Origin of the sequence: Pseudomonas anatoliensis (genome assembly GCF_017976235.1) — a bacterium.
Lineage (GTDB): Bacteria > Pseudomonadota > Gammaproteobacteria > Pseudomonadales > Pseudomonadaceae > Aquipseudomonas > Aquipseudomonas anatoliensis.
Genome location: NZ_JACVHC010000001.1, coordinates 968628 through 993314 on the forward strand (window position 1 = coordinate 968628; position 24687 = coordinate 993314).

The following is a 24687-nucleotide window of genomic DNA, read 5'->3' on the forward strand; positions in this document are numbered from 1 at the left end:
CTCATCTATCGACCTTGCTCAAAACCTGCCTTGTCGGTCGCCCACCGAGCAAACCTTCTTGCTCCGGCAACATGTCACCGATGTGTAGGCCACTATCATCAATGAAGTACTGACGTAACTCATCAGAGTGCGCACTGGCGCGAACCTTGACCACGGCCATGATGCGCAGCAACCGGCTCTCCACCTCAATATAGCGCTGGACGATGATCGCATCCGTCAGAAACGCCGTGCCGTAAGGGCTGAAACGCAAGTCGGTGTAACGGTCTTCCAGCTCCGAGGTCATCAATACACTGACCCCGGAATTGGTCAGCGCCGTGACCATGCGCGACAGCGACTCGCGAAAGTCCTCGCGAAAGGTCGGCGCCACCGCCAGTTCGAAGCCCGACAGCGAGTCGATGACCACGCGAGTGGCTTTCAGCCGGGTGATCTCGCCGAGCAACAGCTGGACAATTTCGTCAATCGAAAGATCGGGAGCGCGACTATCCACCAGACCGACCTGCCCGCTCGCAATCAAACCCGATAGGGTCGCATTCTGCGAGTGATTGGGCCGTTGTTCGAATACTGCGATCACGCCGGTTTCGCCGTTGCGCGCGCCTTCGGCGAGGAAGGTCGCCGCGAGGATGCTTTTGCCTGACCCCGATGGCCCGGCCACCAGCAACGAATAGCCCCGAGGCAGGCCTCCCCCGAGCATCTCGTCGAGCCGCGCTACCCCCATGCCCAAGCGCTTGATCGGTGATTCCAGCGGCGTATCGAACGGGCTAGCTATTACGGGTGCAAAAACCTTGATCCCGGAAGTTGCGATGCGGAAGGTATGCAGGCCCGGCAACGTCGGTTGGCCGCGCATCTTCATGATTTCCAGCTTGCGTACCATGGAGTTGCGCTGAACGCTTTGTCGAAGCCAGATCAGGCCATCGGCCACGGTAAAAATCGGGTTGGTGTCGGTTTCAGTGAAATACTCGCCGATGAGGAACGTCGTCGCTTGCCAGGTCGTCATCAGCATGCCCAGTTGCTGAACGAACTGCGGAAGGTTGTTGTTGGGGTTGTCCTGAGTCTGGCTGGCCAGCACCACTGAGCGGAACGAATCGACAAACACCAGCGCCGGCGAATGCGCTTCGACTTCGCTGACGATGCGCCGCAGCACCTCGTCCAGATCCCCGGCCAGGGTATCGTCGGCCAGGTTGATGTAACGGATCGACTGGTTGATCGCTTCGCTGTCGAAAAAGTCGAATTGCTGCTGATAACGCAGCATCTTCAAGGGCGGTTCACCCAGGACGGTAAAGAACAGCGCCGGGCGTTCGGGCGTTGCCAGGGCAAACATCATCTGGTGGGCCAGCGTGGTCTTGCCGCAACCAGGAGGGCCGGCAATCAGATTGAACGAAAATTCCGGCAATCCTCCACCCAGCACCTCGTCCAGTCCAGGCACGCCGGTGGCCAGACGGTTGATAGTCACTTTGGTGCTCATGGCGAATTTTCCTGCGAGGGGGTGTCGCTCAAAGAAGGTTCCCACACGCCACGAAGCAAACTAGCGGTGAGCGAGGGCCCGATCAGTGTGGTCAGAAGCTCGTAGAAAGTAGTCAGCAACACTTCACCACAAAACAGTGCTTCGGTGTCCTGCTGCTCGACGAGTATGGATTTAAGGGCAATAAGATCCATCGCGGCCGGCAGACTGTCATAGGTGCCGGCGAGATGCGGATGAGCAGAAACACACAGATGTAAACTGCGCCGGTACAGGGCGACAACCCCTTGCTGGCCAATAATCGGCGTAAGGGCTGCGTCCATAGCCTGCAATTTCGCAACAATCGCCTCGGCGATGCTTGCAGTGTCAGCATTAAGACCGACACCCTGCGCCAGAGAAGCTACGATCCGGCGGCTCTCTTCGCTAAGCGTGGACATGGCTGACTGATATCTGATGAGCAGAGTCTGATGGTACACCCTCAAGCGAACTATTGAGTCCCCTGGACGCAACATTACAAATGCGACAGTGAGTGGTGGCGAAACAGGAATGCTGGGTGCACAGCTTGAATGACCGCTTTGAGTTCTGGAGCAGCCTCCCCAAGAGGGAGTCCTCCGGGTAGCTAGCGTGCCGGCGGAGCCTGGATGGGCGATGCGTCGCGAGCTGATGAGCCAGACTTACACAACAAAGGTCAGTGAGCTTTGGACCAGCACAAAGGCCCGCCAACAAACTCGCACACAGCCCACTCATCAGCTCATCCCTGCCCCTTGCTGATACTCACGAGGCGTACACCCCAGCTCCCGTCGGAACACCGTGTGCAGATACTGCGCCGACTTGAAGCCACAACTGCGTGCGACGTCGGCAATCACCGAGTCGGTATTTTTCAGCCCGCTGGTGGCCGCCGCGAGTTTGAAACGCAGGATCTCGTCATGCACGCTGCAGCCTCGCTCAGCGCGGAAATGCGCTTCGAGTGACGAGCGCGATACGCCGACATAAGCCGCCACCTGCGCCGTTTTGATGCCTTGGCAAGCATATTGGCGGATGAACAGCAGCGCTTGCATGACGTACGGATTGCCCAAGGGTTGGTGCAAGCTCGACACCTGCACATTGACCGCATCGGGAGGAATCAGGATTTGTGTGCCGGTGGACGGCATGCCGTGCAGCATCTGGTGCAGCAGTTGCGCGGCGGTACGGCCCATGGTTTCGGTGCCCTGGATGACCGAGCTCAGCGGGACTCGGGTCAGGCTGCGGGTCAGCGGGTCGTTGTCGATGCCGATCAATGCCACCTGCTCCGGCACGGCGATGCCGGCGGTCAGGCAGGCTTGCAGCAACTGGCGCGCGCGGGCGTCGCTGACGGCGATGATGCCGATGGGCTTGGGCAGGCTTTGCAGCCAGGCGATCAGTTGTTCGACGGCGCTGTCCCACAACGGTGCACTGGTGCCCATGCCGCGATAGATTTCGCCGTGCAATCCATCGCGTTTCATCAGTTTGCGAAAGGCTTTTTCCCGCTCCTGAGCCCAGCGATTGGCCTGCGCTTCCGGCAGGCTGAAGCAGGCGAAACGCTGCAGTCCCGCCTCAATCAAATGGGTGTAGGCCAGCGTCATCAGCGCGTTGTTATCGGTGGCGACGTATGGAATCGCTTTCGGATAGGCGCGTTTGTCTTCGTACGAGCCCCCCACCGCTACCACCGGCAAATGGATATCGGCCAGCGCCTCGCCAATCAGCGGATCGTCGAAGTCGGCAATGATGCCGTCACCCTGCCAGCGCTCGATGCCTTTCAAGCGACAGAGAAAGTCCTCTTCAAGGAACAGATCCCATGAAGCCCGGGTGCTGCTCAGGTAGTTGCCGATGCCGCTGATGATGCCACGGTCGTAAATCTTGCTGCCGTTGAACAACAGGGCGATGCGGTGAACAGGCGGTACGGTTTTCATTGTTTTTATGCTTGTTCTGAGCCCCTTGTTCCGGAGGCGATGCAGACAGACTAGGCGTGTGGGCGACGAAGCTCAATACGCAAAATCGCACCCCGTGTTGGTGTTTTTCATAATCAGCGGGCACGGGGCCGTTGCTAGTATCGAGACACCGCCAAGAACAACAAGGACAAGGCCCATGCAGTATTTCCCCGATGTCGAGCCGATTCGCTACGAAGGTCCGGACAGCGAGTCTCCCCTCTCCTTTCGTCATTACGACGCCGACAAGGTCATCCTCGGCAAACCCATGCGCGAACACCTGCGCATGGCCGCCTGTTACTGGCACACGTTCGTCTGGCCGGGTTCCGATGTGTTCGGTGCAGGGACGTTCAAGCGCCCATGGCAACACGCCGGCGATCCGATGGAACTGGCCATTGGCAAGGCGGCAGCCGCCTTCGAATTCTTCACCAAACTGGGGATCGACTATTACTGCTTCCATGACACCGATGTCGCCCCGGAAGGCCAGTCTTTAAGGGAGTACCGCAACCACTTCGCGCAAATGGTTGATCACCTCGAGCAACACCAGGAAGCCAGCGGAATCAAGCTGCTGTGGGGCACCGCCAATTGCTTCAGCAATCCGCGTTTTGCTGCTGGCGCCGCGAGCAATCCGGATCCCGAAGTGTTCGCCTGCGCTGCCGCCCAGGTGTTCAGCGCCATGAACGCGACCCATCGCCTGAAAGGCGCCAACTACGTGTTGTGGGGCGGTCGCGAAGGCTACGAAACCCTGCTCAACACAGACCTCAAACGTGAACGCGAACAACTGGGCCGCTTCATGCGCATGGTGGTCGAGCACAAGCACAAGATCGGTTTCACTGGCGACCTGCTGATCGAACCCAAGCCGCAGGAGCCGACCAAGCACCAATACGATTACGACAGCGCCACCGTGTTCGGCTTCCTCCAGCAGTTCGGGCTGGAGCACGAAATCAAGGTCAACATCGAGGCCAACCACGCCACCCTGGCCGGCCATAGTTTTCATCACGAGATAGCGACGGCCGTCTCGCTGGGGATTTTCGGCAGCATCGATGCCAACCGCGGTGATCCGCAAAACGGCTGGGATACCGATCAATTCCCCAACAGCGTCGAAGAAATGACCTTGGCCACCTACGAAATCCTCAAGGCCGGCGGGTTCAAGAATGGCGGGTTCAACTTCGACTCCAAGGTTCGCCGGCAAAGCCTCGATCAGATCGACCTGTTCCATGGTCACGTCGGTGCCATGGATGTTCTTGCCCTGTCTCTGCAACGCGCAGCGGCCATGGTGCAGAACGACGAACTGCAACGGCTCAAGGATCAACGCTACGCCGGCTGGAAGCAGCCGTTCGGGCAGGCGGTGATGGCGGGTGACTTCAATCTTGAATCCTTGGCCGAACACGCGTTCACGAACGAGTTGAACCCGCAAGCCGTCAGCGGCCGCCAGGAAATGCTCGAGAACATCGTCAACCGGTTTATCTATCGCTGATCACCCACAGAGTCTGTGGGCGCGCCACGTGGTGACATTTCAACGACAAATCTGTGCCTGCGGCGCCTGCGGATTCTCTACAGTTTTACCAGCCCGATAATTCATCGTCAGGCCGTGTCTTTCCAACAAAAATAAAAGGACGCCCCACATGAAGAACGTAAAACGCACGCTGTTGGCCACTGCCCTGGCGTTGCTGTCACTGCCGGTGATGGCAGACGCTACCCACCCGAAAATCGGCTTCTCCATTGATGACCTGCGCCTGGAACGCTGGTCGCGTGACCGTGACTATTTCGTCGCGGCGGCAGAAAAAATGGATGCCAAGGTCTTCGTGCAGTCGGCTGATGCCAACGAGCAAAAGCAGATTTCGCAAATCGAAAACCTCATTTCCCGGGGCGTCGATGTCATCGTCATCGTGCCGTTTAACGCCACGGTGCTGACCAATGCGGTGGCCGAAGCGAAGAAGGCCGGGATCAAGGTCGTGTCCTATGATCGCTTGATCCTCAACGCCGATATCGACGCCTACATCTCTTTCGATAACGAAAAGGTCGGCGAGATGCAGGCCAGCGGCGTGCTGCACGCGGCGCCCAAGGGCAATTACTTCCTGCTCGGCGGTGCGCCCACCGACAACAACGCCAAAGTGTTGCGTGAAGGCCAGATGAAAGTCCTGCAACCGGCCATCGACAAGGGTGATATCAAGATTGTCGGCCAACAGTGGGTGAAGGAATGGAACCCGACCGAAGCGCTGAGCATTGTTGAAAACGCCCTGACCCGCAACGACAACAAAATCGACGGCATCGTCGCCTCCAACGACGCCACGGCAGGCGGCGCCATCCAGGCCCTGGCCGCGCAGCAACTGGCGGGCAAAGTGCCGATTTCCGGGCAGGACGCCGACCTGGCAGCGGTCAAGCGAGTGATCGCCGGCACCCAAACCATGACCGTGTACAAGCCGCTGAAACTCATCGCCACCGAAGCGGCCAAGCTCTCGGTGCAACTGGCGCGCAACGAGAAACCCACCTACAGCTCGCAGTACGACAACGGCAGCAAAAAAGTCGACACCATCCTGCTCACGCCAACACCGTTGACCAAGGACAACATCGATTTGCTGGAACAGGACGGCTTCTACACCAAGGCGCAAATTGCCGGGAAGTGATCTCCGGTGCGAAAACCCTTGTGGGAGCGAGCTTGCTCGCGAAGACGGCAGCACATTCAGTATCGATGCCCGCTGAACCACCGCTTTCGCGAGCAGGCTCGCTCCCACAGGTTCAGTGGTGTGTGAGTCTTTGATATACGAGCCCTCTCCATGTCCGACTATTTGCTGCAAATGAACGGCATCGTCAAAACCTTCGGCGGTGTCAAAGCGCTCAACGGTATCGACATCAAGGTCAAACCGGGGGAATGCGTTGGCCTGTGCGGTGAGAATGGCGCCGGCAAGTCCACGCTGATGAAGATCCTTTCGGCGGTCTATCCCCATGGCACCTGGGACGGTGAAATCCTCTGGGACGGGCAACCGCTCACAGCGCAATCGATCAGCGAGACGGAAGCGGCCGGGATCGTCATCATTCACCAGGAACTGACGCTGGTGCCCGACCTGTCGGTGGCCGAAAACATTTTCATGGGCCATGAACTGACGCTGCCTGGCGGGCGGATGAATTACCCGGCGATGATTCACAGCGCCGAAGCTTTGATGCGCGAGCTGAAAGTCCCCGACATGAACGTAGCGCTGCCGGTATCGCAGTACGGCGGTGGCTATCAGCAACTGGTGGAAATCGCCAAAGCCCTGAACAAAAAGGCCCGCCTGCTGATCCTCGACGAACCTTCATCAGCTTTGAGCCGCTCGGAAATCGAGGTGTTGCTGGACATCATCCGCGACCTCAAAGCCAAGGGGGTTGCCTGCGTCTACATCTCGCACAAGCTCGATGAAGTGGCTGCCGTGTGCGACACCATCTCGGTGATCCGCGACGGCAAACATATCGCCACCACCGCCATGGCCGACATGGACATTCCACAGATCATCACCCAAATGGTCGGCCGGGAAATGAGCAACCTTTACCCCTGCGAGCCGCACGACATTGGCGAGGTGATTTTCGAGGCCCGCCACATCACCTGCTACGACGTCGACAACCCCAAGCGCAAACGGGTCGACGATATTTCGTTCGTCCTCAAACGCGGCGAGATCCTCGGCATCGCCGGGCTGGTCGGCGCCGGCCGTACCGAACTGGTGACCGCGCTGTTCGGCGCCTACCCGGGTCGTCATGAGGGCGAAGTCTGGCTGGACGGTCACCCCATCGACACGCGTACACCGCTCAAATCGATTCGTGCCGGGCTCTGCCTGGTGCCGGAGGATCGCAAGCGCCAGGGCATCATTCCGGACCTGGGCGTCGGCCAGAACATCACCCTCGCCGTGCTGGACAACTACTCGAAACTCACCCGCATCGATGCCGAGGCCGAGCTGGGCAGCATCGATCATGAAATCGCCCGCCTGCACCTCAAGACCGCGAGCCCGTATCTGCCGATCACCAGTCTGTCGGGTGGCAATCAACAAAAAGCCGTCCTGGCGAAGATGCTACTCACCCAACCCCGAGTGCTGATTCTCGATGAGCCGACCCGAGGCGTGGACGTCGGTGCCAAATACGAAATCTACAAGTTGATGGGCGCGCTGGCGGCCGCAGGCGTGTCGATCATCATGGTGTCGTCGGAGCTGGCCGAAGTGCTCGGCGTTTCCGACCGCGTGCTGGTGATCGGCGAAGGTCAGTTGCGTGGCGACTTCATCAACCATGAACTCACCCAGGAACAGGTGCTCGCCGCCGCCCTCAGCCAGCCTGGCAGCCATAACAATAATGATCGGAAATCCGCGTAAATGAATCAGGTCAAACAACTGTTCACCCGCTACAAAATGCTCGCGCTGGTGTTTGCCGTGGTGTTGATCTGGCTGTTCTTCAGCTGGCAGACCGAAGGCGGATTCCTCACCCCGCGCAACCTCTCCAATCTGCTGCGGCAAATGTCCATTACCGGAATTCTCGCCTGCGGCATGGTGCTGGTGATCATCAGCGGCGAGATCGATTTGTCGGTCGGCTCATTGCTGGGCCTGCTCGGTGGCCTCGCCGCCATTCTTGATGTGATTTACCACGTCCCGCTGCTGGCGAATCTGAGCCTGGTCGCCCTCTGTGGACTTTTGATCGGTCTCGCCAACGGTTACATGGCGGCTTACTTGCGGATACCGTCCTTTATTGTCGGTCTGGGGGGCATGCTGGCGTTCCGCGGGATTCTGCTGGGGATTACCGGCGGCACGACCATCGCGCCGGTGTCGCCGGAACTCGTCTACATCGGTCAGGGTTACTTGCCCCACGCGATCGGCACCGGCCTGGGCGTTCTGCTGTTTGCGCTGACGGTGTTCCTGACCTGGAAACAACGGCGCAATCGCGCCCTTCACGGCCTGGCGGCGCATTCCTTGCTGCGAGACGTCATACGCGTGTTGGTGATCGGCGCCGTGCTGGCCGGTTTCGTCCAGACGCTCAACAGTTACGACGGCATTCCCGTGCCGGTCTTGCTGCTGCTTGTTTTGCTGGGCGCGTTCAGCTACGTCGCCAGTCAGACCGTATTCGGTCGGCGCGTCTATGCCGTCGGCAGCAATATGGAAGCGACGCGCCTGTCCGGGATCAATGTGCAGGCCGTGAAGCTGTGGATTTTCGGGATCATGGGCGTGATGTGCGCCCTCGCCGGCGTGGTCAATACCGCGCGCCTGGCCGCCGGTTCACCTTCGGCCGGCAGCATGGGTGAACTCGACGCCATCGCCGCCTGCTTCATCGGCGGCACCTCCATGCGCGGCGGTTCGGGGACGGTCTACGGCGCCCTCCTCGGCGCGCTGGTCATCACCAGTCTGGACAACGGCATGTCCATGCTCGACGTCGACAGCTATTGGCAGATGATCGTCAAGGGCAGCATTCTGGTGCTGGCCGTGTGGGTGGATGTGAGTACGCGCACCGGCCGCCGTTGAGGCGCAGGGGTCACGCTGCGGGTGCCGGCGACGGGCTGAGAATTTCCATCAGGAAATCGATAAATACATTGATCCGGCTGGACCCACGGTGATTGGGTAAATACAACGCGTTGATGCACGTGCTGGCACTGCCGGGATTGACCTCGTACTGCTCAAGCAGTCGGGTCAGCCGGCCGGCTGCCACGTCGTCGCGTACCAGCCAGTCAGCCAGCAGCGTCACCCCGCCGCCGCCGATGGCGGCTTCGCGCAGGATGTCGGCGTTGTTGCTTTGCAGGCGTCCGTGGACGTTGAGCTGAATGGGCGCGTCTTCATTCTGAAGGGTCCAGTGCTGGTGGGTGCCGCCGTAATCGAAACGCAGGCATTGATGCTCCAGCAAATCCCGTGGGTGACAGAGCGCCGCGCTACGCGCCAGATACGCCGGACTGGCCACCACCCAGCGCTCGAAACGCCCCACGTGTTTGCTGACGATGTCGTCACTGACCACGGAGGATCCGAGCCGCACCGAAACATCAATCTGCTCGCTGAGCAGGTCGCTGACCTGATCGCTCAGCGACAGACTGATCTCCAGACCCGGATGCCGCTCCAGCAAGCGGCTCAGGTGCGGCGCGATCAGGCGCCGGCCGAACTCCACCGGCACGCTGATGCGCAGACGGCCCTGCGCTTCGGCGCCACGATCGGCGACAACGGCATCGGCTTCGTCGATCGCGTCGAGAATCGCCACGGCTTTTTCGAAATAGGTCTGCCCGGCAATGGTCACGCTGGTGTTGCGCGTGGTGCGATTGAGCAGGCTCGCGCCCAACTCGTGCTCCAGCCCTGCCACTTGCCGTGTCACTGACGACGTGGATATCCCGAGTTTGCGCGCCGCCGAGGAATAACCCCCGCAGCGCACGGTTTCGACAAACATCTTCAGTGCCAGCAACTTGTCCATAAGCGGAGTCCGATCGAAAGGGAACGCGGATGATTGTGCATCACTGTTCCCCCGTCGTCTTGTACCGCCGTGCTTGCCCGCACTCGTCGGCTGTTCAGACATCGGCCCTGCGGCTCAGAAACAACCCGAGTGCGAGCGCTGGCAGCAGCGCCACCGCGACGGCAGACAGGTTCCAGCCAAAATGCTCGTACAGCGGGCTCGCCACCAGCGACCCCACCGCGCCGCCGACGAAAATGCTGGTCATGTACACGGCGTTCAGGCGTGCACGGCTGTGGGGATCGAGGGCGTACACCTCACGCTGACCGAGCACCATGTTCAATTGCACGGCGAAATCCAGCAGTACCGCGCACACTACCAGCCAGACATAGCTGCTGCCCGGTAGTGCGGCGATCAACAGCGACACTGGCGCCAGCAACAACGCGACCAGCGTGCCGCGCCGACCCTGTCCGGCATCGGCCAGACGCCCGGCAATCGGCGCCGCAATGGCACCCACTGCACCGACCAGCGCGAAGATCGCCACGTGTGCCTGAGTGAAGCCGTGGTGACGCATCAGTTCAATCGGTGCGAGGGTCCAGAACAGACTGAAACTGGCAAACAGCAGCCCTTGGTACAGCGAGCGCTGACGCAACAGCGGATAACGCCGGGCCAAGGCAAACACCGAACCGATCAGCGCAACATACGAGGCTTTATGCGTCGGCACCCGACGCGGCAGTGCCACAGCGGTAACCAGAGCGATGACCGCCATCAAGGCTGCTGCGCTGTAAAACACCCCGCGCCAGCCGAACACGTCGACCAACAGGCTCGACAGTGGCCGCGACAACAGAATGCCCAGCAGCAGACCGCTCATGATATTGCCGACGACGCGGCCACGGCTGGCCTCGGGCGCCAGGTGCGCCGCCAGCGGCACAAGGATCTGCACGGCCACCGACGTCAGGCCGATCAACAAAGACAACACCAGGAACATCGACGGCGAATGGCTCAGGCCGGCGCATAGCAGCGTGACACTCGACGCGAGAGTGAAGCCGACCACCAGCCGGCGGTTTTCCATCAGGTCGGCCAATGGCACCAGCAGCAACAGGCCCAGCGCGTAGCCAAACTGCGTCAGCGAAACGATCAGGCTGGCATTGGCGCTGGACAGACCGATCTGTGGTGCGATCAGTTCAACGATCGGTTGGGCGTAATAAAGATTGGCCACGACCGCACCACAGCAGAAAGCCAGGAACGCGACCATCAGGCCGGAAAGTCCAGCCGGCTGTTCGGCATTGGTCGCAACGACCGGATTGCCCGTGAGCATGATGACACCTCATTGAGTTCAGGAAAGTGCTGCCAAGGCTACGGTTCTGTAGCGATGCGCAGAATCCACGCGGCGGGCAACGCAGTGATGCGTCCGGCGCAACGGCGCAGGCGTTGCTTCTGGCGCAACGCGCTGTTGCGTGTGCCGGTGATTCTGCGGCGCAGGCGGTTTCTCTACGCTTTGGCCCCTGGCGCTGTCGTCCCTGGCGGCGCCCTTCCCCGGCCATCACAAGGAGCGTTTTCATGACCCGTAGCCCATCCGTCCTGTCATTGCCTGCCGCGTTTTTTCCTGTGCCATGAACAGCTCATTCCTGAAGTCCAGAACGCTTTGGATCTACGTGGCCGTCGTCGCAATGCTCGGCCTGATCGGCGCCGTTTTGCTGATGTGGCGCCCGGCAATTGCGCCGATCGAGCGCCCGACAATGTTCGATATGGCGCAGCTGCAACGGGGGGCGCGGGTGGTCGAGGCCGGCGATTGTGCGGTCTGCCACACCCGCCCCGGCGGCGAATATCTGGCCGGTGGTCTACCGTTGGTTACGCCGTTCGGCACGCTGTTCAGCACCAACATCACCCCGGACGTACAGACCGGTATCGGCCAATGGTCATTGCCGGCGTTCGAGCGGGCGATGCGACAGGGCATTGCTCGCGACGGTCACTTCCTCTATCCGGCGTTCCCCTACGTGCACTACCGGCGCATGAGCGCGGCAGATGTCGCCGACGCCTATGCCTACTTGATGAGCGGCCCCGCCGTGCACGCGCCGGCAGAGCAGAACCTGATGAATTTTCCGATGAACATTCGCCCGCTGGTGGCGTTCTGGAACCTGCTGTTCCTGCACGGTGAGCCATTGACGCCGTTAGCGCAGCGCAGCGAAGCGTGGAATCGCGGGCGTTATCTGGTTGACGGTCCGGGCCATTGTGCCGGCTGCCATTCGCCGTTGAATTTGATTGGCGCGGAGAAATCCTCGGACTATTTGCAGGGCGGCCGCGTGGACGGCTGGCACGCGCCCGCGTTGGTCGGTATGGGCCAACGCGCCAACCCGTGGCGTCGCGAGCAACTGGTGAGCTACCTGCGCGCCGAGATCGTTGATGGTCACGGCACACCCGCCGGTCCGATGCGTCCGGTCAGCTTGAGTCTGGCCCGCTTGCCCGCCAGTGAAGCCGAGGCGATTGCCGAGTATTTGCTCAGCCTGGAAAACCCGCCTTCGGTGACAGAGACAACGGCGAAGACGCCTGCCAGTGAACCGGCAGACCACTCGACCGGTGCCCTGCTTTTCAGCAGCGCCTGCGCCGGCTGTCATGGCCCGGCGGCGCCGATGCGCACCATCGATGGTCGCCCGGGCTTGCAAAACACCTCGGCGCTGCAAGCGGTCAGTTCGCGCAACTTCCTCAAAACCGTGCTCGAAGGACTGCCCGCCACACCCGGATCGCCCGGCCCGGTAATGCCTGCATTCGCTGCCAGCCTGGACAACACGCAACTCGGCGCACTGGCCGCGTATCTGCGTCAGCAAGCCAGCCCCGATCAGCCGTGGGCCGACCTCTCTTCCACTATTGAAGCGTTACGTCAGGAGACGAAATGAGCCAGATCACTCTCAACGTCAACGGAGCCGCGCAAGCACTTGAGCTGGAGCCGGACATGCCGCTGCTGTATGCGCTGCGCAATCATTTGAACCTCAACGGCGCCAAATACGGTTGCGGTCTCGGTCAATGCGGCGCCTGCACGGTGATCGTCGATGATCAACCGGTGTTCGCCTGCCTGACGCCCTGCGCCGGCCTCGAAGGCAAAAAAATCCGCACCGTGGAAAGCCTCGGCAGCGCGCAAAAACCTGGCCCTCTGCAAGCGGCGTTCATCGAGAAACAGGCCGCGCAATGCGGCTACTGCATTGCCGGCATGCTGATGCGCGCGCAAGCATTGCTTGAGCGTAATCGCCACCCGGATGAGGCGACCATTCGCGAGCACATGGCCGGCAACCTGTGCCGCTGCGGTACGCACTTGCGGATCATTGAGGCGATCAAACAGGTGGCCGGGCACAACGGGAGCCTGACATGAGTGCGTCGAATGAATTGAACCCAAGCCGGCGCGCCTTCTTGCGCGGTGGTGCGTTGCTGATGGCGTTCACCCTGCTGCCGGTGGCGCGTCGTGTGTTGGCGGATACGGAAGTCGATACGCTCGGCACCGTGGTCCTCGCGCCCGACCTCCCTGGCAGCCTGCGCACCAACCCGTTTCTCGACGCCTGGATCCGCATCGGCGCCGACGGGATTACCGTCTACACCGGCAAGGTCGAATTGGGCACCGGGGTGAAAACCGCGCTGCTGCAAATCGCCGCCGAGCGTTTGCAGGTGCCGGCTACCTCTATCAACCTGCTCACCGCCGACACCGCGCTGACGCCCAACGAAGGCTACACCGCCGGCAGCCACAGTATTTTCGACAGCGGTACCGCGTTGTATAACGCCGCCGCGCAGGTGCGTGAAATGCTCGTCGATGCTGCTGCGCGCCGTTGGCAGGTTGACGCTGCACTGCTGAGCACCCGCGACGGGGTGATCGAAGGCCCGGCCGGTCAGCGGATGAGTTATGCCGACGCGGTCGAGCATGTCGATGTACACCAATATGCCAAGGCGCAGTCACCGGCGATGGCCGCCGCTGACTTCAAACTCATCGGCCATTCGTTGCCGCGCCTCGACATCCCGGCGAAGGTCAGCGGCGGCGCAGCATTCGTCCAGGACATGCACCTGCCGGGCATGCTGCATGCGCGGGTGATCCGCCCGCCTCGTCCGGGCTGCACGTTGCAAGCATTCGATGCGGCGTCCATCGAGGCGTTGGCTGGCGTCGTCAAGGTGATCCGCGACGGTAACTATCTGGCGGTGGTCGCCCGTGATGAGTGGCAAGCGATCAAAGCCATGCGCAGTGCCATCGCAATGACGCAATGGAGCGGTGGCGAGGCGATTCCCGAGGCGGCCGAGATTCATGACTTGCTCAAACGCCTGCCTTCACGGCGCTACCCGATCAGCCACAACGGCACGCCGAGCGGCGCGGCCGACACGCGTTTTCAGGCGCGGGTCACCAAGCAGTATTTGATGCATGGCTCGATCGGCCCGTCTTGCGCAGTCGCCTGGTTCAAGGACGGCGTTCTCACCGTCTGGACCCACACCCAAGGTGTTTACCCGCTGCGCGCCGGCATTGCCGAAATGCTCGGTCTGCCACCTGAGCGGGTACGTTGTATTCATACCGAAGGCTCAGGGTGTTACGGGCACAACGGCGCCGATGATGCCGCCGCCGATGCGGCATTGATTGCCGTGCGTGTGCCCGGGACGCCGGTGCGCGTGCAATGGATGCGCGAACAGGAAAATCTTTGGGAGCCGTATAGCTCGGCGATGGTCACTGAACTCGACGCTGGCCTCAGCCAGGGCCGCCTGCAGGACTGGGCCTACGAACTATGGACCACCCCGCACAACGAACGCATCGTCAACGCCGGGCGCCTGCTGCCGGCACGTTTGCTCGCGCGGCCCTTCGCCTCGGCGCCCTCCGTGCCGATCGCCCAGCCCGAAGGCGATGGTGATCGCAACGCGGTGCCGCTGTACGACCTGAACTCGACACGCATCAACATGACCTTCGTCACCCAGATGCCCTTTCGCACCTCGGCCATGCGTTCGCTGGGTGCGCACATCAACATCTTCGCCATTGAGGCGAGTATCGACGAACTGGCGATCAGGGCCGGCATCGACGCGGTCGCGTTGCGTCTGGCCCATCTCAGCGACCCGCGTGCGCGTGCGGTTGTGGAACGTGTGCGTGATGAGATCGGCTGGCCGCAAAAAAGCAGCGAGCCCGGCGCCGGTATCGGCTTCGCCTTTGCCCGCTACAAAAACATCATGGGTTACTGCGCCATCGCGGTGAAGCTGCGGGTGCATCCGCAGACCGGCGAGGTCCGCATCGATCATGTGGTGACGGCGGTTGACGTCGGCCAGATCGTCAGCCCCGATGGCCTGCGCAATCAGGTCGAGGGCGGCATTGTGCAGTCCACAAGCTGGACCCTATACGAAAAAGTCGCCTACGACGCGGGGGGCATTCGCAGCTACGACTGGAGCGGTTATCCGATTCTGCGCTTCACGCAATTGCCGAAAAAAGTCGATGTGCATTTGCTCGACCAGCCGGGGGAACCCTTCCTTGGTGCCGCTGAAATCGTTCAGGGGCCGATGGCCGCCGCCCTTGGCAACGCCGTCGCCAATGCCACCGGCCGGCGCTGGCTGAACCTGCCACTGACGCGCTCAAACCAACCCGTCTGAGCCACGCCCGTGTTCATCGCCGATGAGCACGGGTGCCGTTGCGCCCTGCGCAAAACAGCGTAGCGCCGGCCACCGATTATCAGCCCCGCTGCACACGGTTAAGTTAGCGACAGTGCTTCGCGGCCCCGCTGCCGCGCTTGAATTCCTTTAATTGAAATCTGGAGCTACCCATGACTCGTCGCCTGTTCCAACCCATCGCACTCGGCCCTTACACCCTTGCCCATCGCGTGGCGATGGCGCCGTTGACGCGCTCACGCGCCGGCCAACCGGGCGATGTGCCAACGTCCATGAACGCCGAGTACTACCGCCAACGGGCCAGCGCCGCGCTGATCATCACCGAGGCGACCCAAATCTCCCGCCAGGCTCAGGGTTACGCCTGGACGCCGGGCATCTACAGCCCTGAGCAGGTCCAGGCGTGGCGTGACGTCAGCGCGGCGGTGCACGAGGCCGGCGGCCTGATCTTCATGCAACTGTGGCACGTCGGTCGGGTGTCCCACCCCAGCTTTCAACCCGGTGCCGGCCTGCCAGTTGCGCCCAGTGCGCTGCCGGTGCCTGGCAAGACGTTTATCGTCGACGAACACGGCAACGGCGTCTGGGGTGATGTGCCGGTGCCGCGCGCGCTGGAAACGGCGGAAATCGCCGGCATCGTCGAGGACTACCGCGTGGCCGCGCGCAACGCGTTGCAGGCGGGCATGGACGGGGTAGAGATTCATGCCGGCAACGGTTACCTGCTCGACCAGTTTCTAAACAGCAACAGCAATCATCGTGACGACGCCTATGGCGGCAGCGTAGAGAATCGCGCGCGGTTTCTGCTGGAGGTGGTTGAGGCCGTGGCTGAAGAAGTCGGCGCCGAGCGGGTCGGCGTACGCTTGACGCCGATGGGGCGTTTCATGGGCATGGGCGATGACACCCCGCAGGCAACCTTCGGTCACCTCGTCGAAGCGCTCAATCAATGGAATCTGGCCTACCTGCACCTGGTCGAGCCAGCGATGGTCGGCACCGTCAAAGATGAGAACTTCGACCCGCGCTGGGACGCGATCATTGCCCAGTTGCGCAAAACCTGGAACGGCGTGCTGATCCTGGCCGGCGGCTACGATGCGCAATCTGCCGAACAGGCGCTGATCGCCGATCGTGCCGACATCATTGCGTTCGGCCGCCCGTTCCTGGCCAACCCTGACTTGCCGCGTCGGCTGCACGATGGTCTGACACTCAACACACCGGATCCGAGCAGCTTTTTCGGCGGGGATCAGCGTGGGTACATTGATTATCCGTTTCATGCTTGAGCAGAAGCCGACAACCCGCCTCTCATGAATGTGTAAATCCCTGGAAGCAGGGGCCAATGCGCCCCTCCTCCATCAAGTCATACGATCCCTGTATTTAGGCACAGACGTGAAAAATCACCGCGACGCGTCAAAAGCCTATGGAGCATTGATCTTCTTGAAGGAAATCTTTTAGCGAAGCCTGATAAATGCTGAGTGGTCGATTCTCGGGCTCAAACAGTGCAAAAGGAATCATCACAAGATGTGAAAACGTTGTAGCGCTCACTGAATAAGTTCTTTGCCTGCAAAAGCCGTTGTCTTTATTCAAGATGAAATCGAACTTGAACAGGTTTGGCCTTGTACACCAGCTCGGAATCAAGCCAAAACTCAAACCCGTCAAGTACTCTTGTGCGCAAGCGCCGCCCAACGAAATTTCCGAGATTTTTATTTCCAATGCAGGGAGGCTCGAGGCTGTAGGCCTGGAACTGAGGTCCTGTGCATCAGGAATCATGTTTTTTGTCAGCGCGTAGGCGTCCTTGCCAAGGCGACTGCCTTTCCAGGGAGAGTCTATTTCATAACTGAAGCTGGAGATGATTTCCTGTGTTGCGGTTCCAACGTGTTTATTGATTGTCGGCACGGTTGCATAGGAGGTACATCCCGAACACAGCATCGCAATACTGACCACAACACATCCATGAGCTATCAAGCGACGCATACTCACTTTTCATCCCTACTATTGATTCATTGCAGTGGCGTTTTTTTGGCCTGCTTCGGCCAACTTCTTTTGCACATAAAAAAGCATCAAAACCGAATTTCTCTGAGCCTGCCGAGACTGTTGCTCGAACAGCCCCACAAGCTCTTCCCTACGCTTGCAGTCAGCGTTGACATTGGTATTGGAAAACTCACAGTCACCGTATTGGCCCCAGCCTTTGCGAGCGTCAGCAGCATCTCGGGCGGGATACACCCAATACGCTTTCCATGCACCGTCGACGACAGGTTTACCGGCTGCGTCTATCTGTTCTATCGCCTGCAAGGTTGCTGTCGCGGCGGCATCCAAAAAACGCTGAGGGGTGGCTTCGGCTTTATCCGCCTCAGCGCGAAGCTCCTGACACTGCGCGTCAGACAATTCGAACACTGGCAGCGCTTCAATGCTCTCGAACTCATCAAACGGATCGGGATCATTACCCGGCAATTTCGCGTGGTAAGCCGGGACTACATGGCCGGGTACGCTCATGTCCTGTATGTAATGCAAGACCCTTCCCGCTTGCTCGTATACCTCAACGAGATCGGCATCAGGTTCCACCAGCAGCGCGTTCAGCTTTTCAATGCGTTTGGAAAAAATCACGTCCAGGCTGCGGTTGGCGAACCAGAATGGCTCAAGTTTTTTGTTGCGGTTATAGAAGTGCCAATTGGTGATGCGCTGATGGAGTGTCAGCAGGTTTGAATCCTCAGCGTCAGTGCCAGTCGCCAATGCCTCGGCCAACTGCTCGGGCAACGTTACTCCCGGGCAGCGTTGATACGCCTGAGCGGCTTTGAGTGCATAGGCCGAATGCAGGTCGGGGTTGAAGGCGAAGGCCGGAGTTGAAGGGTTGAACAGCAGCGATAGGCCAAATGCTGCGAGGTAACGTGTTGCGGCTGTTCGGCCTATCGGGGTGGCTTCCATGCTGTTGATCTCCAGAAACTGGCGTGATTGCGAAACACTTACCGTGCGCGAGGCAATTTAGCACTTGGGTGATGGCAAAAAGTTGTTTTTTGTCCGGCAACTCAGGACAAGCATAAATGGCAACACCTGCGTCCCAACGTCGCAGCAAACAGCTATTGGCAAATCCTGCACAAGCCTTAGAATCCCGCGCTCTCTTGCAGCCCACATCGGTGGCGGCCTGCATCAGTGTCACAAAAACGCGTACCTGAATGGCTGGCCACACCTCGCTGACGTGCGTGTGGCCGACTCAACCGCCCTGCCCGATCGGCGGGCACTTGCACCACAACCCCCCCGGCTTGGCAATCGCATGCGCAGAGGCGCACGTTGCGCTGTTCGATCTCTAGAGGTTTTTATGTCTCCGCGTTTGCTGGCCATGGCGCTGGCGCCCCTGCTTGGGCTGTTCATTGTTGCGCTGGGCAACGGTTTTCTGTCTTCGCTGACCACCCTTCGCCTGGACGCCGCCGGTGCCTCGGCGACGATGATCGGTATCGTCTCTTCGGCCTACTTCATCGGTTTGACCCTGGGTGCGGTGTTCAATGACCGTTTGATTTTGCGCATCGGTCATATCCGCGCCTACGGCAGCTTTGCCTCGCTGATCGCGGTGACCATCCTGCTGCAAGGGTTGTTCTATGACACGTGGGGCTGGTTTGCCCTGCGCCTGATCAATGGCTGGGCCACGGTCGGCGTGTTTCTGGTGATCGAGAGCTGGCTGTTGCTGGCGGGTGACGCGAAGATTCGCGGGCGCTTGCTCGCGTTGTACATGATCGTCTTGTACGGTGCCGGCGTGCTGGGCCAGGCAACGCTGGGGAAAATTACCGGATTGAGCGACAGCGCACCGTTCATGGTCGCTGGCATGCTCGCCTCGTTGTCGGTGTTGCCGATCGTGATCCTGCCGCGCGTGTCGCCATTGCTCGATCAGGTCGAGCCACTCAAGCCACGGCAATTGTTGGGCGTGACGCCGACCGGGCTGGTCGGTTGTTTCGGCTCGGGTATCACCATCGCGGCGATTTACACCTTGCTGCCGCTGTATCTGCAACGCAGCGGTCTGAATGTCGGCGAAGTCGGCAGCATGATGGCCTGGACGATCCTCGGTGCGATGCTTCTGCAATACCCGGTCGGGCGTTGGTCCGACCGCCAGGATCGTTTGCAGGTGCTGACGATTCTGACCGTGGCGTGCACCGTGTTATCGCTAGTGATCGTCCTGATGCCGTTGTCCTCAAGCATGCTCGCCGTGATGTTGTTTCTGCTCGGCGGCGGCGTCTTCGCGCTTTACCCGGTTGCCGTCAGCCACGCCGCCGACCGCGCCCCTGCCGAAGCCTTGGTGCCGATGATTCAGGGCTTGCTGCTGATCAACTCGCTGGGCTCGGCGATCAGTCCGATGATGATCTCGCCGGTGATGAATTCGTTCGGTGCCAATGGTCTGTTCTGGGTATTTGCGCTGGTCAATCTGTACATGGTCACCTTCTTCCTGTGGCGACGTGGCAAACGCCCGGTGCCGGCAAATCCAGCTCCGTTTGCAGCGGCAGCCACGTTCTCGCCGACAGGTGCGGAGTTGCGGGTGACCGAAGATCTGCGTCAGGCCGTGCAGGAGCATCCGCCGATGGTTGACGCGCTGAGCGGCGAGCCTTCGCCGCAATGTGAAGCACGCTAAACCTCATTTGCGTAATTGAATGAGCCCATTAGTGCCTTTTGCCTACACTCCTTGGCAATGATGTTTACCTCTGTGCCCAAGGAGTCACCTTATGTCCAAGCTCTACCCCAGTGTCGATCCCGAGGGACTGGTCGAGTACTCAGTGGTCTACACCGACCGCTCGCTGAACCACATGTCGCAGTCTTTTCAAGGGGTGATGAAGAACATTTCCAGAACCCTGAAACAGGTCTACAACGCCGAGGCTGTTGCGGTGGTTCCGGGCAGCGGCACATTCGGCATGGAGGCGGTGGCCCGGCAGTTCGCTACCGGCCAGCAATGTCTGGTGATACGCAACGGCTGGTTCAGCTATCGCTGGAGTCAGATCCTTGAGATGGGCAACATCCCGGCCGCCGCCACGGTACTCAAAGCCCGGCCAGTCGAAACGGGTCACCAAGCGGCCTATGCCCCGCCACCTCTGGACGAAGTGCTGGCTGCCATTGCGACGCAGAAGCCGCAGATAGTCTTCGCGCCCCATGTTGAAACTTCATCCGGGATCCTCCTGCCCGACGAGTACTTGCGGGCAGTCGGCGACGCCGTGCATGCGGTGGGCGGCCTGTTCGTGCTGGACTGCATCGCTTCCGGCACGATTTGGGTGGATATGCACAAATGTGCCGTCGACCTGCTGATCAGCGCACCGCAGAAAGGCTGGAGCGCCTCCCCTTGCTGCGCCCTGGTCATGCTCAGTGCTCGGGCTCTGGAGCGCATCGAACAGACGCAAAGCAGCAGCTTTGCCTGCGACCTGAAAAAGTGGCTGCAGATCATGCAAGCCTACGAACAGGGCGGACATGCCTACCATGCGACCATGCCCAGCGATGCCCTCGCGCGGTTCAACGACGTGATGAAAGAGACGCAAGTCTACGGTTTCGACAAAGTTCGCGACGAGCAACAGACGCTGGGTGACCGGGTACGCACCCTGTTGACCGGCAAAGGTTTCAAAAGCGTGGCGGCTGTCGGCTTTCAGGCCCCTGGCGTTGTGGTGAGCTACACCGATGATGCCGACATCAAAAACGGCAGGAAATTTGCCGAGCACGGCCTGCAGATCGCTGCCGGCGTGCCGTTGCAATGCGACGAACCGGCTGACTTCCAGACCTTTCGCATCGGCCTGTTTGGGCTCGAGAAGCTGCACAATATCGAGCGTACGATCAGTACGCTTGAGCAGGCGCTGGATGAAGTGATGGTTGGCTAAGACCCAATGGTGCCCGCAGCAAATTCCGAATCTTTGAACTCAAGAAGGGCATCCCGACGTGTGCCCTTCTTCCAGCGAGGCGGTCATCATTCTGTTCAGTGGTCTATCGACTATTTGGCACCGGGGCCAATCAGCAAGCTTTCAATCTGGGCGCCTGGCATCATTTGCTGCAAACCTGCGATCAGCTTGTCCCCGGCTTCAGTCAAGGCTTCAAGCGGCATCGCAGGCAAACTCTCCAGAATGAACCACATGTTCTGCGCATCGGCACCGAGGCGGGTTCTGACACCTTGGCGCCAATTCCAGCGGCGGCAGGTCACGCCTTTGTCATCGCGCCAGACCACTTCGCCGGCATCCGGATACTCGACAGCAGGAACGCCCTCTTTCATCGTGTCAAACGGCTCGCTGCCATCGGCGACGACAAGACGCGGAGAGCCGGCATAGGCTTCCAGATTTTCCCCACCCACCGGAATGGCGTACTCGATACTGATGGCGTTATAGAAATCGACGATGGGATCGAGGCTTGGCAAGGTTCCGTCACGGAGCACCCTTTTACGTAACGCTTCGGCTGAACAAGGCGTGCGTTGCGGCTTGGCCCCGAACTTTCTGAATGCTTCGGCCCAAGCGGCAAGGTGAGCGTCTCCCCAGCTTGGACCACCCGCCTGCACAGCCTTGCAAGCATGATCCAGGGCGGCCCGAGCAACTTCAGGACGAGTGAGTGGTGCAGCTTCCACCACAATGCTCAGGGCCCGGAACTCCGGAGCCAGTTCTGCAACGGCTTGATCAATCAACGGCAGTACGGACAGCATCAAAAACCTCCAGGATTCAAATGGTGTTTCATGCTATCTTTCGATGACCGATTTAGTCAATATAATGACCGCCATGTTCCGCTTCAGTGGGTGAGTCGATTGACGCCACGATCGTTAAGGGCCGAAAATTCCAGCACTTTTTTCATGAACCTGATCAATGACCATGAATACCAGCTTGTCGACTACCCCGGGTGCTGATGCTCAAGCCGTCAGCCTGGCCGTCGCACGCACACTCAAACAAGCCCGCAAGGCACAGAAAATCACGCTGGACGAGCTTTCTCGGCGCTCAGGCGTGAGCAAAGGAATGGTCGTCGAAATAGAAAAATGCACCGCGAATCCCAGTATCGGCATTCTTTGCAAAATCGCCGCCGCGCTGGGCCTGTCGGTTGCCGACATCGTCAATGTGACCGAGGCACCCTCTGCCCATATCATCGAAAGCCAGGATATCCCCACGCTCTGGACCGGTGACCTTGGAGGCACCGCGCGACTTCTTGCAGGAACGTCCGGCCCGAACATGATCGAGTTATGGCGCTGGGAAATGCATCCAGGTGAATCGTTCGCTTCACCGGGGCACCCTCAAGGCACGCTTGAACTGTTCCATGTAGAGAAAGGCACGTTGAAATGCATGATCGGGGAAACAGAGCTGATCATTCCTGCCGGGAGTTCGGCAGTGGCGAAAACTGATGTGCCTCACTCCTATTCCAACGCGGGCAGATCCAAATTGGTGTTCACCATGTCCGTGACCGAGATACATCAGTAGATACCCGACATTCGGGCACAGGCTTCATGACATAACTGTCAGTAGTTGAAGTCGTGCCCCAGCTCATTCTGCATCCACTCCAGAAATCGCCTGACCCGCGGAAAACCGGCGTGCGCTCTCGGGAACACCAGGTGGTGTGCGGTGATCGGGGCACTCAAGCCTGGCGTCACTTCGACTAACGCGCCGCGCGCCAGATAATCCTGCGCAAGCAGCGTGCTTTCCAACGCAAACCCAAGCCCGTGACTGGCCGCCTCCAGTGTCATGTAGGAGCGGTCAAAGCTGAGTGAATAGGGTTTTTCAGGACGCGACAGGCCATGTTGAGCAAACAGCTGCGGCCACTTGATCAGCGTCGCTTCTGACAGGATCAGATTGCAGTCGAGCAGATCCGCGACTGTGCGGATCGGGCGTTGCTGCAGCAATTTCGGCGACGCCAGCACGGCAATTTTTTCATTGCGCACCGTACGGACTTCGAAACTTGGCCAATTCGGCATGCCGTGACGGATGTCGACATCGATCTTGTCGCGACTGAAATGCAGTGATTCGTAAGAACACGACAGATTGAGCTGGATGTCGGGATGACTCTGGCGAAACTGTTCCAGCCGCGGCATCAGCCACAGCAGCCCGAAGCTGGGTGACGAGTGCAACCGCAGGCAATCGAGACTGACATCACTGGCGGCACGCTCTGTCGCCACCGCCAGGCTGTGCAGAATGCCGGACACTTCGGTCAGGTATTGCTCGCCCACTGGCGTCAATGTCACGCCCCTGGCTGTTCTGAGAAATAACTGACGCCCGATCATCGCCTCTAGTTTGGCCAATTGGTGACTGACCGCCGACGGGGTCAAATCCAGCAATTCGGCGGCGCGGGCAACGTTGCCGAAGCGGGCCGTTTGTTCAAAGGCCTGAATGGCTTTCAGGGGTGGCAGGGTCGCAGGTGCTTCGCCAGATGAACTCATGATGGTTGTTTTTCCGCTGCAAGTGGCTTGGGCCGGGCTTATGGCTATTCAAGCATTGGCCGACAGCGCTGGCGAGTGCTGAATTTTTTTCAGCACCCAGTGAAGTTTGCGTTATTGCTCGGGGCCGGTCTGGAGGACAAGCTGAGTCATCGGTTCTTTGCGGACCGAACCCATAAAAACAATTAGAGGAACACCTCCATGCTTCTCCAAGACAAAGTCGCAATCATCACCGGTGCCGCATCTGCCCGTGGCATCGGCCGCGCTACAGCGACGACATTCGCACAACAAGGCGCGCGTGTTGTCATTCTCGATCTGGATGCATCCGCAGCACGTGACGCCGCCGCGTCGTTGGGCGACGGTCATCTGGGACTGGCGGCTAACGTCGCGGACGAGGCGCAGGTTCAGCAAGCCGTTGCCACCATCATCGAGCACTTCGGTCGTATTGATATCCTCGTCAACAACGCCGGCATCACCCAACCACTCAAGACACTCGACATTCGTGCATCGGACTATGACAAGGTGCTGGACGTCAGCCTGCGCGGCACCTTGCTCATGTCCCAAGCGGTGATTCCGCTTATGCGTCAACAGGCCTGCGGCAGCATCGTCTGCATGTCGTCCGTGTCAGCCCAACGCGGTGGCGGCATTTTCGGTGGCCCGCATTACAGCGCGGCCAAGGCCGGTGTGCTGGGGCTGGGCAAAGCCATGGCGCGGGAGCTGGGCCCCGACAACATTCGCGTCAACTCCATCGCGCCGGGCCTGATCCACACCGATATCACCGGCGGCCTGATGCAAGACGAACGCCGTCACGCCATCATCGACGGCATTCCGCTGGGTCGCCTGGGTGAGGCGCAGGACGTCGCCAACGCTGCGCTGTTTCTCGCCAGCGACTTGTCCTCTTATCTGACTGGCATCACTTTGGATGTGAACGGCGGCATGCTGATTCACTGAGTACTTCTGGGCGG

21 protein-coding genes and 1 pseudogene are annotated in these 24687 nt (G+C 60.0%); 13 read left to right on the forward strand and 9 right to left on the reverse strand.

The genetic code is table 11. From position 1 onward, the window contains the following. Position 1: 1 nt before the first annotated feature. Complete coding sequence (locus ICA16_RS04265) at positions 2–1462, reverse strand: ATPase domain-containing protein (protein ID WP_150603521.1); 1461 nt, start codon at positions 1460–1462, stop codon at positions 2–4. Beyond that, entirely contained in the window at positions 1459–1893 is a 435-nt protein-coding gene (locus tag ICA16_RS04270) for a hypothetical protein (RefSeq protein WP_224450910.1), read from the reverse strand. Before ICA16_RS04270 ends, ICA16_RS04265 begins: the two co-directional genes overlap by 4 nt. A gap of 166 nt (positions 1894–2059) precedes the next feature. Between ICA16_RS04270 and ICA16_RS04275 the strand changes: the two are divergent. Continuing rightward, positions 2060–2227 (forward strand): annotated as a pseudogene (locus ICA16_RS04275) (DUF4113 domain-containing protein); the annotation flags it as partial. Here the strand turns inward: ICA16_RS04275 and ICA16_RS04280 are convergent. Further along, a complete protein-coding gene (locus ICA16_RS04280) occupies positions 2203–3384 on the reverse strand; it encodes a XylR family transcriptional regulator (RefSeq protein ID WP_210554795.1) in 1182 nt (393 codons plus the stop codon). The pseudogene ICA16_RS04275 and the gene ICA16_RS04280 sit on opposite strands and share 25 nt — an antisense overlap. A 175-nt stretch (positions 3385–3559) precedes the next feature. Between ICA16_RS04280 and xylA the strand changes: the two genes are divergently transcribed. From xylA to ICA16_RS04300, 4 genes are all read left to right on the forward strand, one after another. Then, positions 3560–4876, forward strand: coding sequence for a xylose isomerase (xylA, locus tag ICA16_RS04285; protein WP_210700013.1), 1317 nt, complete (start codon positions 3560–3562; stop codon positions 4874–4876). A 148-nt stretch (positions 4877–5024) separates the two neighbouring features. Next, positions 5025–6026 (forward strand): D-xylose ABC transporter substrate-binding protein, encoded by a 1002-nt coding sequence (gene xylF, locus ICA16_RS04290; RefSeq protein ID WP_150603518.1) that lies wholly within the window; start codon positions 5025–5027, stop codon positions 6024–6026. 150 nt (positions 6027–6176) lie between these two features. After that, positions 6177–7733, forward strand: a complete 1557-nt coding sequence (gene xylG / locus ICA16_RS04295; protein WP_210700014.1) for a D-xylose ABC transporter ATP-binding protein — start codon at positions 6177–6179, stop codon at positions 7731–7733. Then, on the forward strand, positions 7734–8870 hold the full coding sequence (locus ICA16_RS04300; protein WP_150615609.1) for a sugar ABC transporter permease: 1137 nt from the start codon (positions 7734–7736) through the stop codon (positions 8868–8870). A 10-nt stretch (positions 8871–8880) separates the two neighbouring features. Here the strand turns inward: ICA16_RS04300 and ICA16_RS04305 are convergent, their stop codons facing one another. Beyond that, the gene (locus ICA16_RS04305; RefSeq protein ID WP_210700015.1) at positions 8881–9798 is read right to left on the reverse strand and encodes a LysR family transcriptional regulator; all 918 of its coding nucleotides are present in this window, start codon (positions 9796–9798) and stop codon (positions 8881–8883) included. 94 nt (positions 9799–9892) lie between these two features. Continuing rightward, positions 9893–11092, reverse strand: a complete 1200-nt coding sequence (locus tag ICA16_RS04310; protein ID WP_150603514.1) for an MFS transporter — start codon at positions 11090–11092, stop codon at positions 9893–9895. A gap of 337 nt (positions 11093–11429) precedes the next feature. On the opposite strand from ICA16_RS04310, the gene ICA16_RS04315 reads away from it, so the two are divergent. The 4 genes from ICA16_RS04315 to ICA16_RS04330 all read left to right on the forward strand — a co-directional run bounded on the left by ICA16_RS04315 (position 11430) and on the right by ICA16_RS04330 (position 16652). Further along, a complete protein-coding gene (locus ICA16_RS04315) occupies positions 11430–12668 on the forward strand; it encodes a c-type cytochrome (RefSeq protein WP_414704729.1) in 1239 nt (412 codons plus the stop codon). Beyond that, on the forward strand, positions 12665–13138 hold the full coding sequence (locus ICA16_RS04320; RefSeq protein ID WP_150615612.1) for a (2Fe-2S)-binding protein: 474 nt from the start codon (positions 12665–12667) through the stop codon (positions 13136–13138). Before ICA16_RS04315 ends, ICA16_RS04320 begins: the two co-directional genes overlap by 4 nt. Then, positions 13135–15369, forward strand: a complete 2235-nt coding sequence (locus ICA16_RS04325; protein ID WP_210700017.1) for a xanthine dehydrogenase family protein molybdopterin-binding subunit — start codon at positions 13135–13137, stop codon at positions 15367–15369. The genes ICA16_RS04320 and ICA16_RS04325 overlap by 4 nt, the downstream gene beginning before the upstream one ends. Before the next feature lie 170 nt (positions 15370–15539). Further along, positions 15540–16652 (forward strand): alkene reductase, encoded by a 1113-nt coding sequence (locus ICA16_RS04330; RefSeq protein ID WP_210700018.1) that lies wholly within the window; start codon positions 15540–15542, stop codon positions 16650–16652. A gap of 127 nt (positions 16653–16779) precedes the next feature. On the opposite strand, the gene ICA16_RS04335 is transcribed toward ICA16_RS04330, so the two are convergent. Next, entirely contained in the window at positions 16780–17343 is a 564-nt protein-coding gene (locus ICA16_RS04335; protein WP_210700175.1) for a hypothetical protein, read from the reverse strand. Positions 17344–17361: 18 nt separating this feature from the next. Then, positions 17362–18291, reverse strand: coding sequence for a hypothetical protein (locus ICA16_RS04340; RefSeq protein ID WP_210700019.1), 930 nt, complete (start codon positions 18289–18291; stop codon positions 17362–17364). Positions 18292–18637: 346 nt separating this feature from the next. Between ICA16_RS04340 and ICA16_RS04345 the strand changes: the two genes are divergently transcribed. Continuing rightward, positions 18638–19981: an MFS transporter gene (locus tag ICA16_RS04345; protein WP_210700020.1), complete on the forward strand. Its 1344-nt coding sequence runs from the start codon at positions 18638–18640 to the stop codon at positions 19979–19981. Positions 19982–20072: 91 nt separating this feature from the next. Then, on the forward strand, positions 20073–21206 hold the full coding sequence (locus ICA16_RS04350; protein ID WP_210700021.1) for a pyridoxal-phosphate-dependent aminotransferase family protein: 1134 nt from the start codon (positions 20073–20075) through the stop codon (positions 21204–21206). 110 nt (positions 21207–21316) lie between these two features. On the opposite strand, the gene ICA16_RS04355 is transcribed toward ICA16_RS04350, so the two are convergent. Further along, positions 21317–22012, reverse strand: coding sequence for a B3/B4 domain-containing protein (locus ICA16_RS04355; protein ID WP_210700022.1), 696 nt, complete (start codon positions 22010–22012; stop codon positions 21317–21319). A gap of 157 nt (positions 22013–22169) precedes the next feature. Here ICA16_RS04355 and ICA16_RS04360 point away from each other — a divergent pair, with 157 nt between their 5' ends. Next, the gene (locus tag ICA16_RS04360; protein ID WP_077572886.1) at positions 22170–22772 is read left to right on the forward strand and encodes an XRE family transcriptional regulator; all 603 of its coding nucleotides are present in this window, start codon (positions 22170–22172) and stop codon (positions 22770–22772) included. 38 nt (positions 22773–22810) lie between these two features. Here the strand turns inward: ICA16_RS04360 and ICA16_RS04365 are convergent, their stop codons facing one another. Further along, complete coding sequence (locus ICA16_RS04365; protein WP_077572887.1) at positions 22811–23725, reverse strand: LysR substrate-binding domain-containing protein; 915 nt, start codon at positions 23723–23725, stop codon at positions 22811–22813. Between the two features lie 198 nt (positions 23726–23923). On the opposite strand from ICA16_RS04365, the gene ICA16_RS04370 reads away from it, so the two are divergent. Then, a complete protein-coding gene (locus ICA16_RS04370; RefSeq protein WP_210700023.1) occupies positions 23924–24673 on the forward strand; it encodes an SDR family NAD(P)-dependent oxidoreductase in 750 nt (249 codons plus the stop codon). The last annotated feature ends 14 nt before the right edge of the window (positions 24674–24687 follow it).

What these genes read in the sequence shown, in the direction of transcription:
- ICA16_RS04360 (WP_077572886.1), top strand. Translation starts at nt 22,170, where the DNA reads ATGACCATGAATACCAGCTTGTCGACTACCCCGGGTGCTGATGCTCAA.
- ICA16_RS04305 (WP_210700015.1), bottom strand. Translation starts at nt 9,798, where the DNA reads ATGGACAAGTTGCTGGCACTGAAGATGTTTGTCGAAACCGTGCGCTGC.
- ICA16_RS04280 (WP_210554795.1), bottom strand. Translation starts at nt 3,384, where the DNA reads ATGAAAACCGTACCGCCTGTTCACCGCATCGCCCTGTTGTTCAACGGC.
- ICA16_RS04345 (WP_210700020.1), top strand. Translation starts at nt 18,638, where the DNA reads ATGCGCAGAGGCGCACGTTGCGCTGTTCGATCTCTAGAGGTTTTTATG.
- ICA16_RS04265 (WP_150603521.1), bottom strand. Translation starts at nt 1,462, where the DNA reads ATGAGCACCAAAGTGACTATCAACCGTCTGGCCACCGGCGTGCCTGGA.
- ICA16_RS04325 (WP_210700017.1), top strand. Translation starts at nt 13,135, where the DNA reads ATGAGTGCGTCGAATGAATTGAACCCAAGCCGGCGCGCCTTCTTGCGC.
- ICA16_RS04330 (WP_210700018.1), top strand. Translation starts at nt 15,540, where the DNA reads ATGACTCGTCGCCTGTTCCAACCCATCGCACTCGGCCCTTACACCCTT.
- ICA16_RS04365 (WP_077572887.1), bottom strand. Translation starts at nt 23,725, where the DNA reads ATGAGTTCATCTGGCGAAGCACCTGCGACCCTGCCACCCCTGAAAGCC.
- xylF (WP_150603518.1), top strand. Translation starts at nt 5,025, where the DNA reads ATGAAGAACGTAAAACGCACGCTGTTGGCCACTGCCCTGGCGTTGCTG.
- ICA16_RS04300 (WP_150615609.1), top strand. Translation starts at nt 7,734, where the DNA reads ATGAATCAGGTCAAACAACTGTTCACCCGCTACAAAATGCTCGCGCTG.
- xylG (WP_210700014.1), top strand. Translation starts at nt 6,177, where the DNA reads ATGTCCGACTATTTGCTGCAAATGAACGGCATCGTCAAAACCTTCGGC.
- ICA16_RS04350 (WP_210700021.1), top strand. Translation starts at nt 20,073, where the DNA reads ATGTCCAAGCTCTACCCCAGTGTCGATCCCGAGGGACTGGTCGAGTAC.
- ICA16_RS04340 (WP_210700019.1), bottom strand. Translation starts at nt 18,291, where the DNA reads ATGGAAGCCACCCCGATAGGCCGAACAGCCGCAACACGTTACCTCGCA.
- ICA16_RS04355 (WP_210700022.1), bottom strand. Translation starts at nt 22,012, where the DNA reads ATGCTGTCCGTACTGCCGTTGATTGATCAAGCCGTTGCAGAACTGGCT.
- ICA16_RS04270 (WP_224450910.1), bottom strand. Translation starts at nt 1,893, where the DNA reads ATGTCCACGCTTAGCGAAGAGAGCCGCCGGATCGTAGCTTCTCTGGCG.
- ICA16_RS04335 (WP_210700175.1), bottom strand. Translation starts at nt 17,343, where the DNA reads ATGCGTCGCTTGATAGCTCATGGATGTGTTGTGGTCAGTATTGCGATG.
- xylA (WP_210700013.1), top strand. Translation starts at nt 3,560, where the DNA reads ATGCAGTATTTCCCCGATGTCGAGCCGATTCGCTACGAAGGTCCGGAC.
- ICA16_RS04320 (WP_150615612.1), top strand. Translation starts at nt 12,665, where the DNA reads ATGAGCCAGATCACTCTCAACGTCAACGGAGCCGCGCAAGCACTTGAG.
- ICA16_RS04310 (WP_150603514.1), bottom strand. Translation starts at nt 11,092, where the DNA reads ATGCTCACGGGCAATCCGGTCGTTGCGACCAATGCCGAACAGCCGGCT.
- ICA16_RS04370 (WP_210700023.1), top strand. Translation starts at nt 23,924, where the DNA reads ATGCTTCTCCAAGACAAAGTCGCAATCATCACCGGTGCCGCATCTGCC.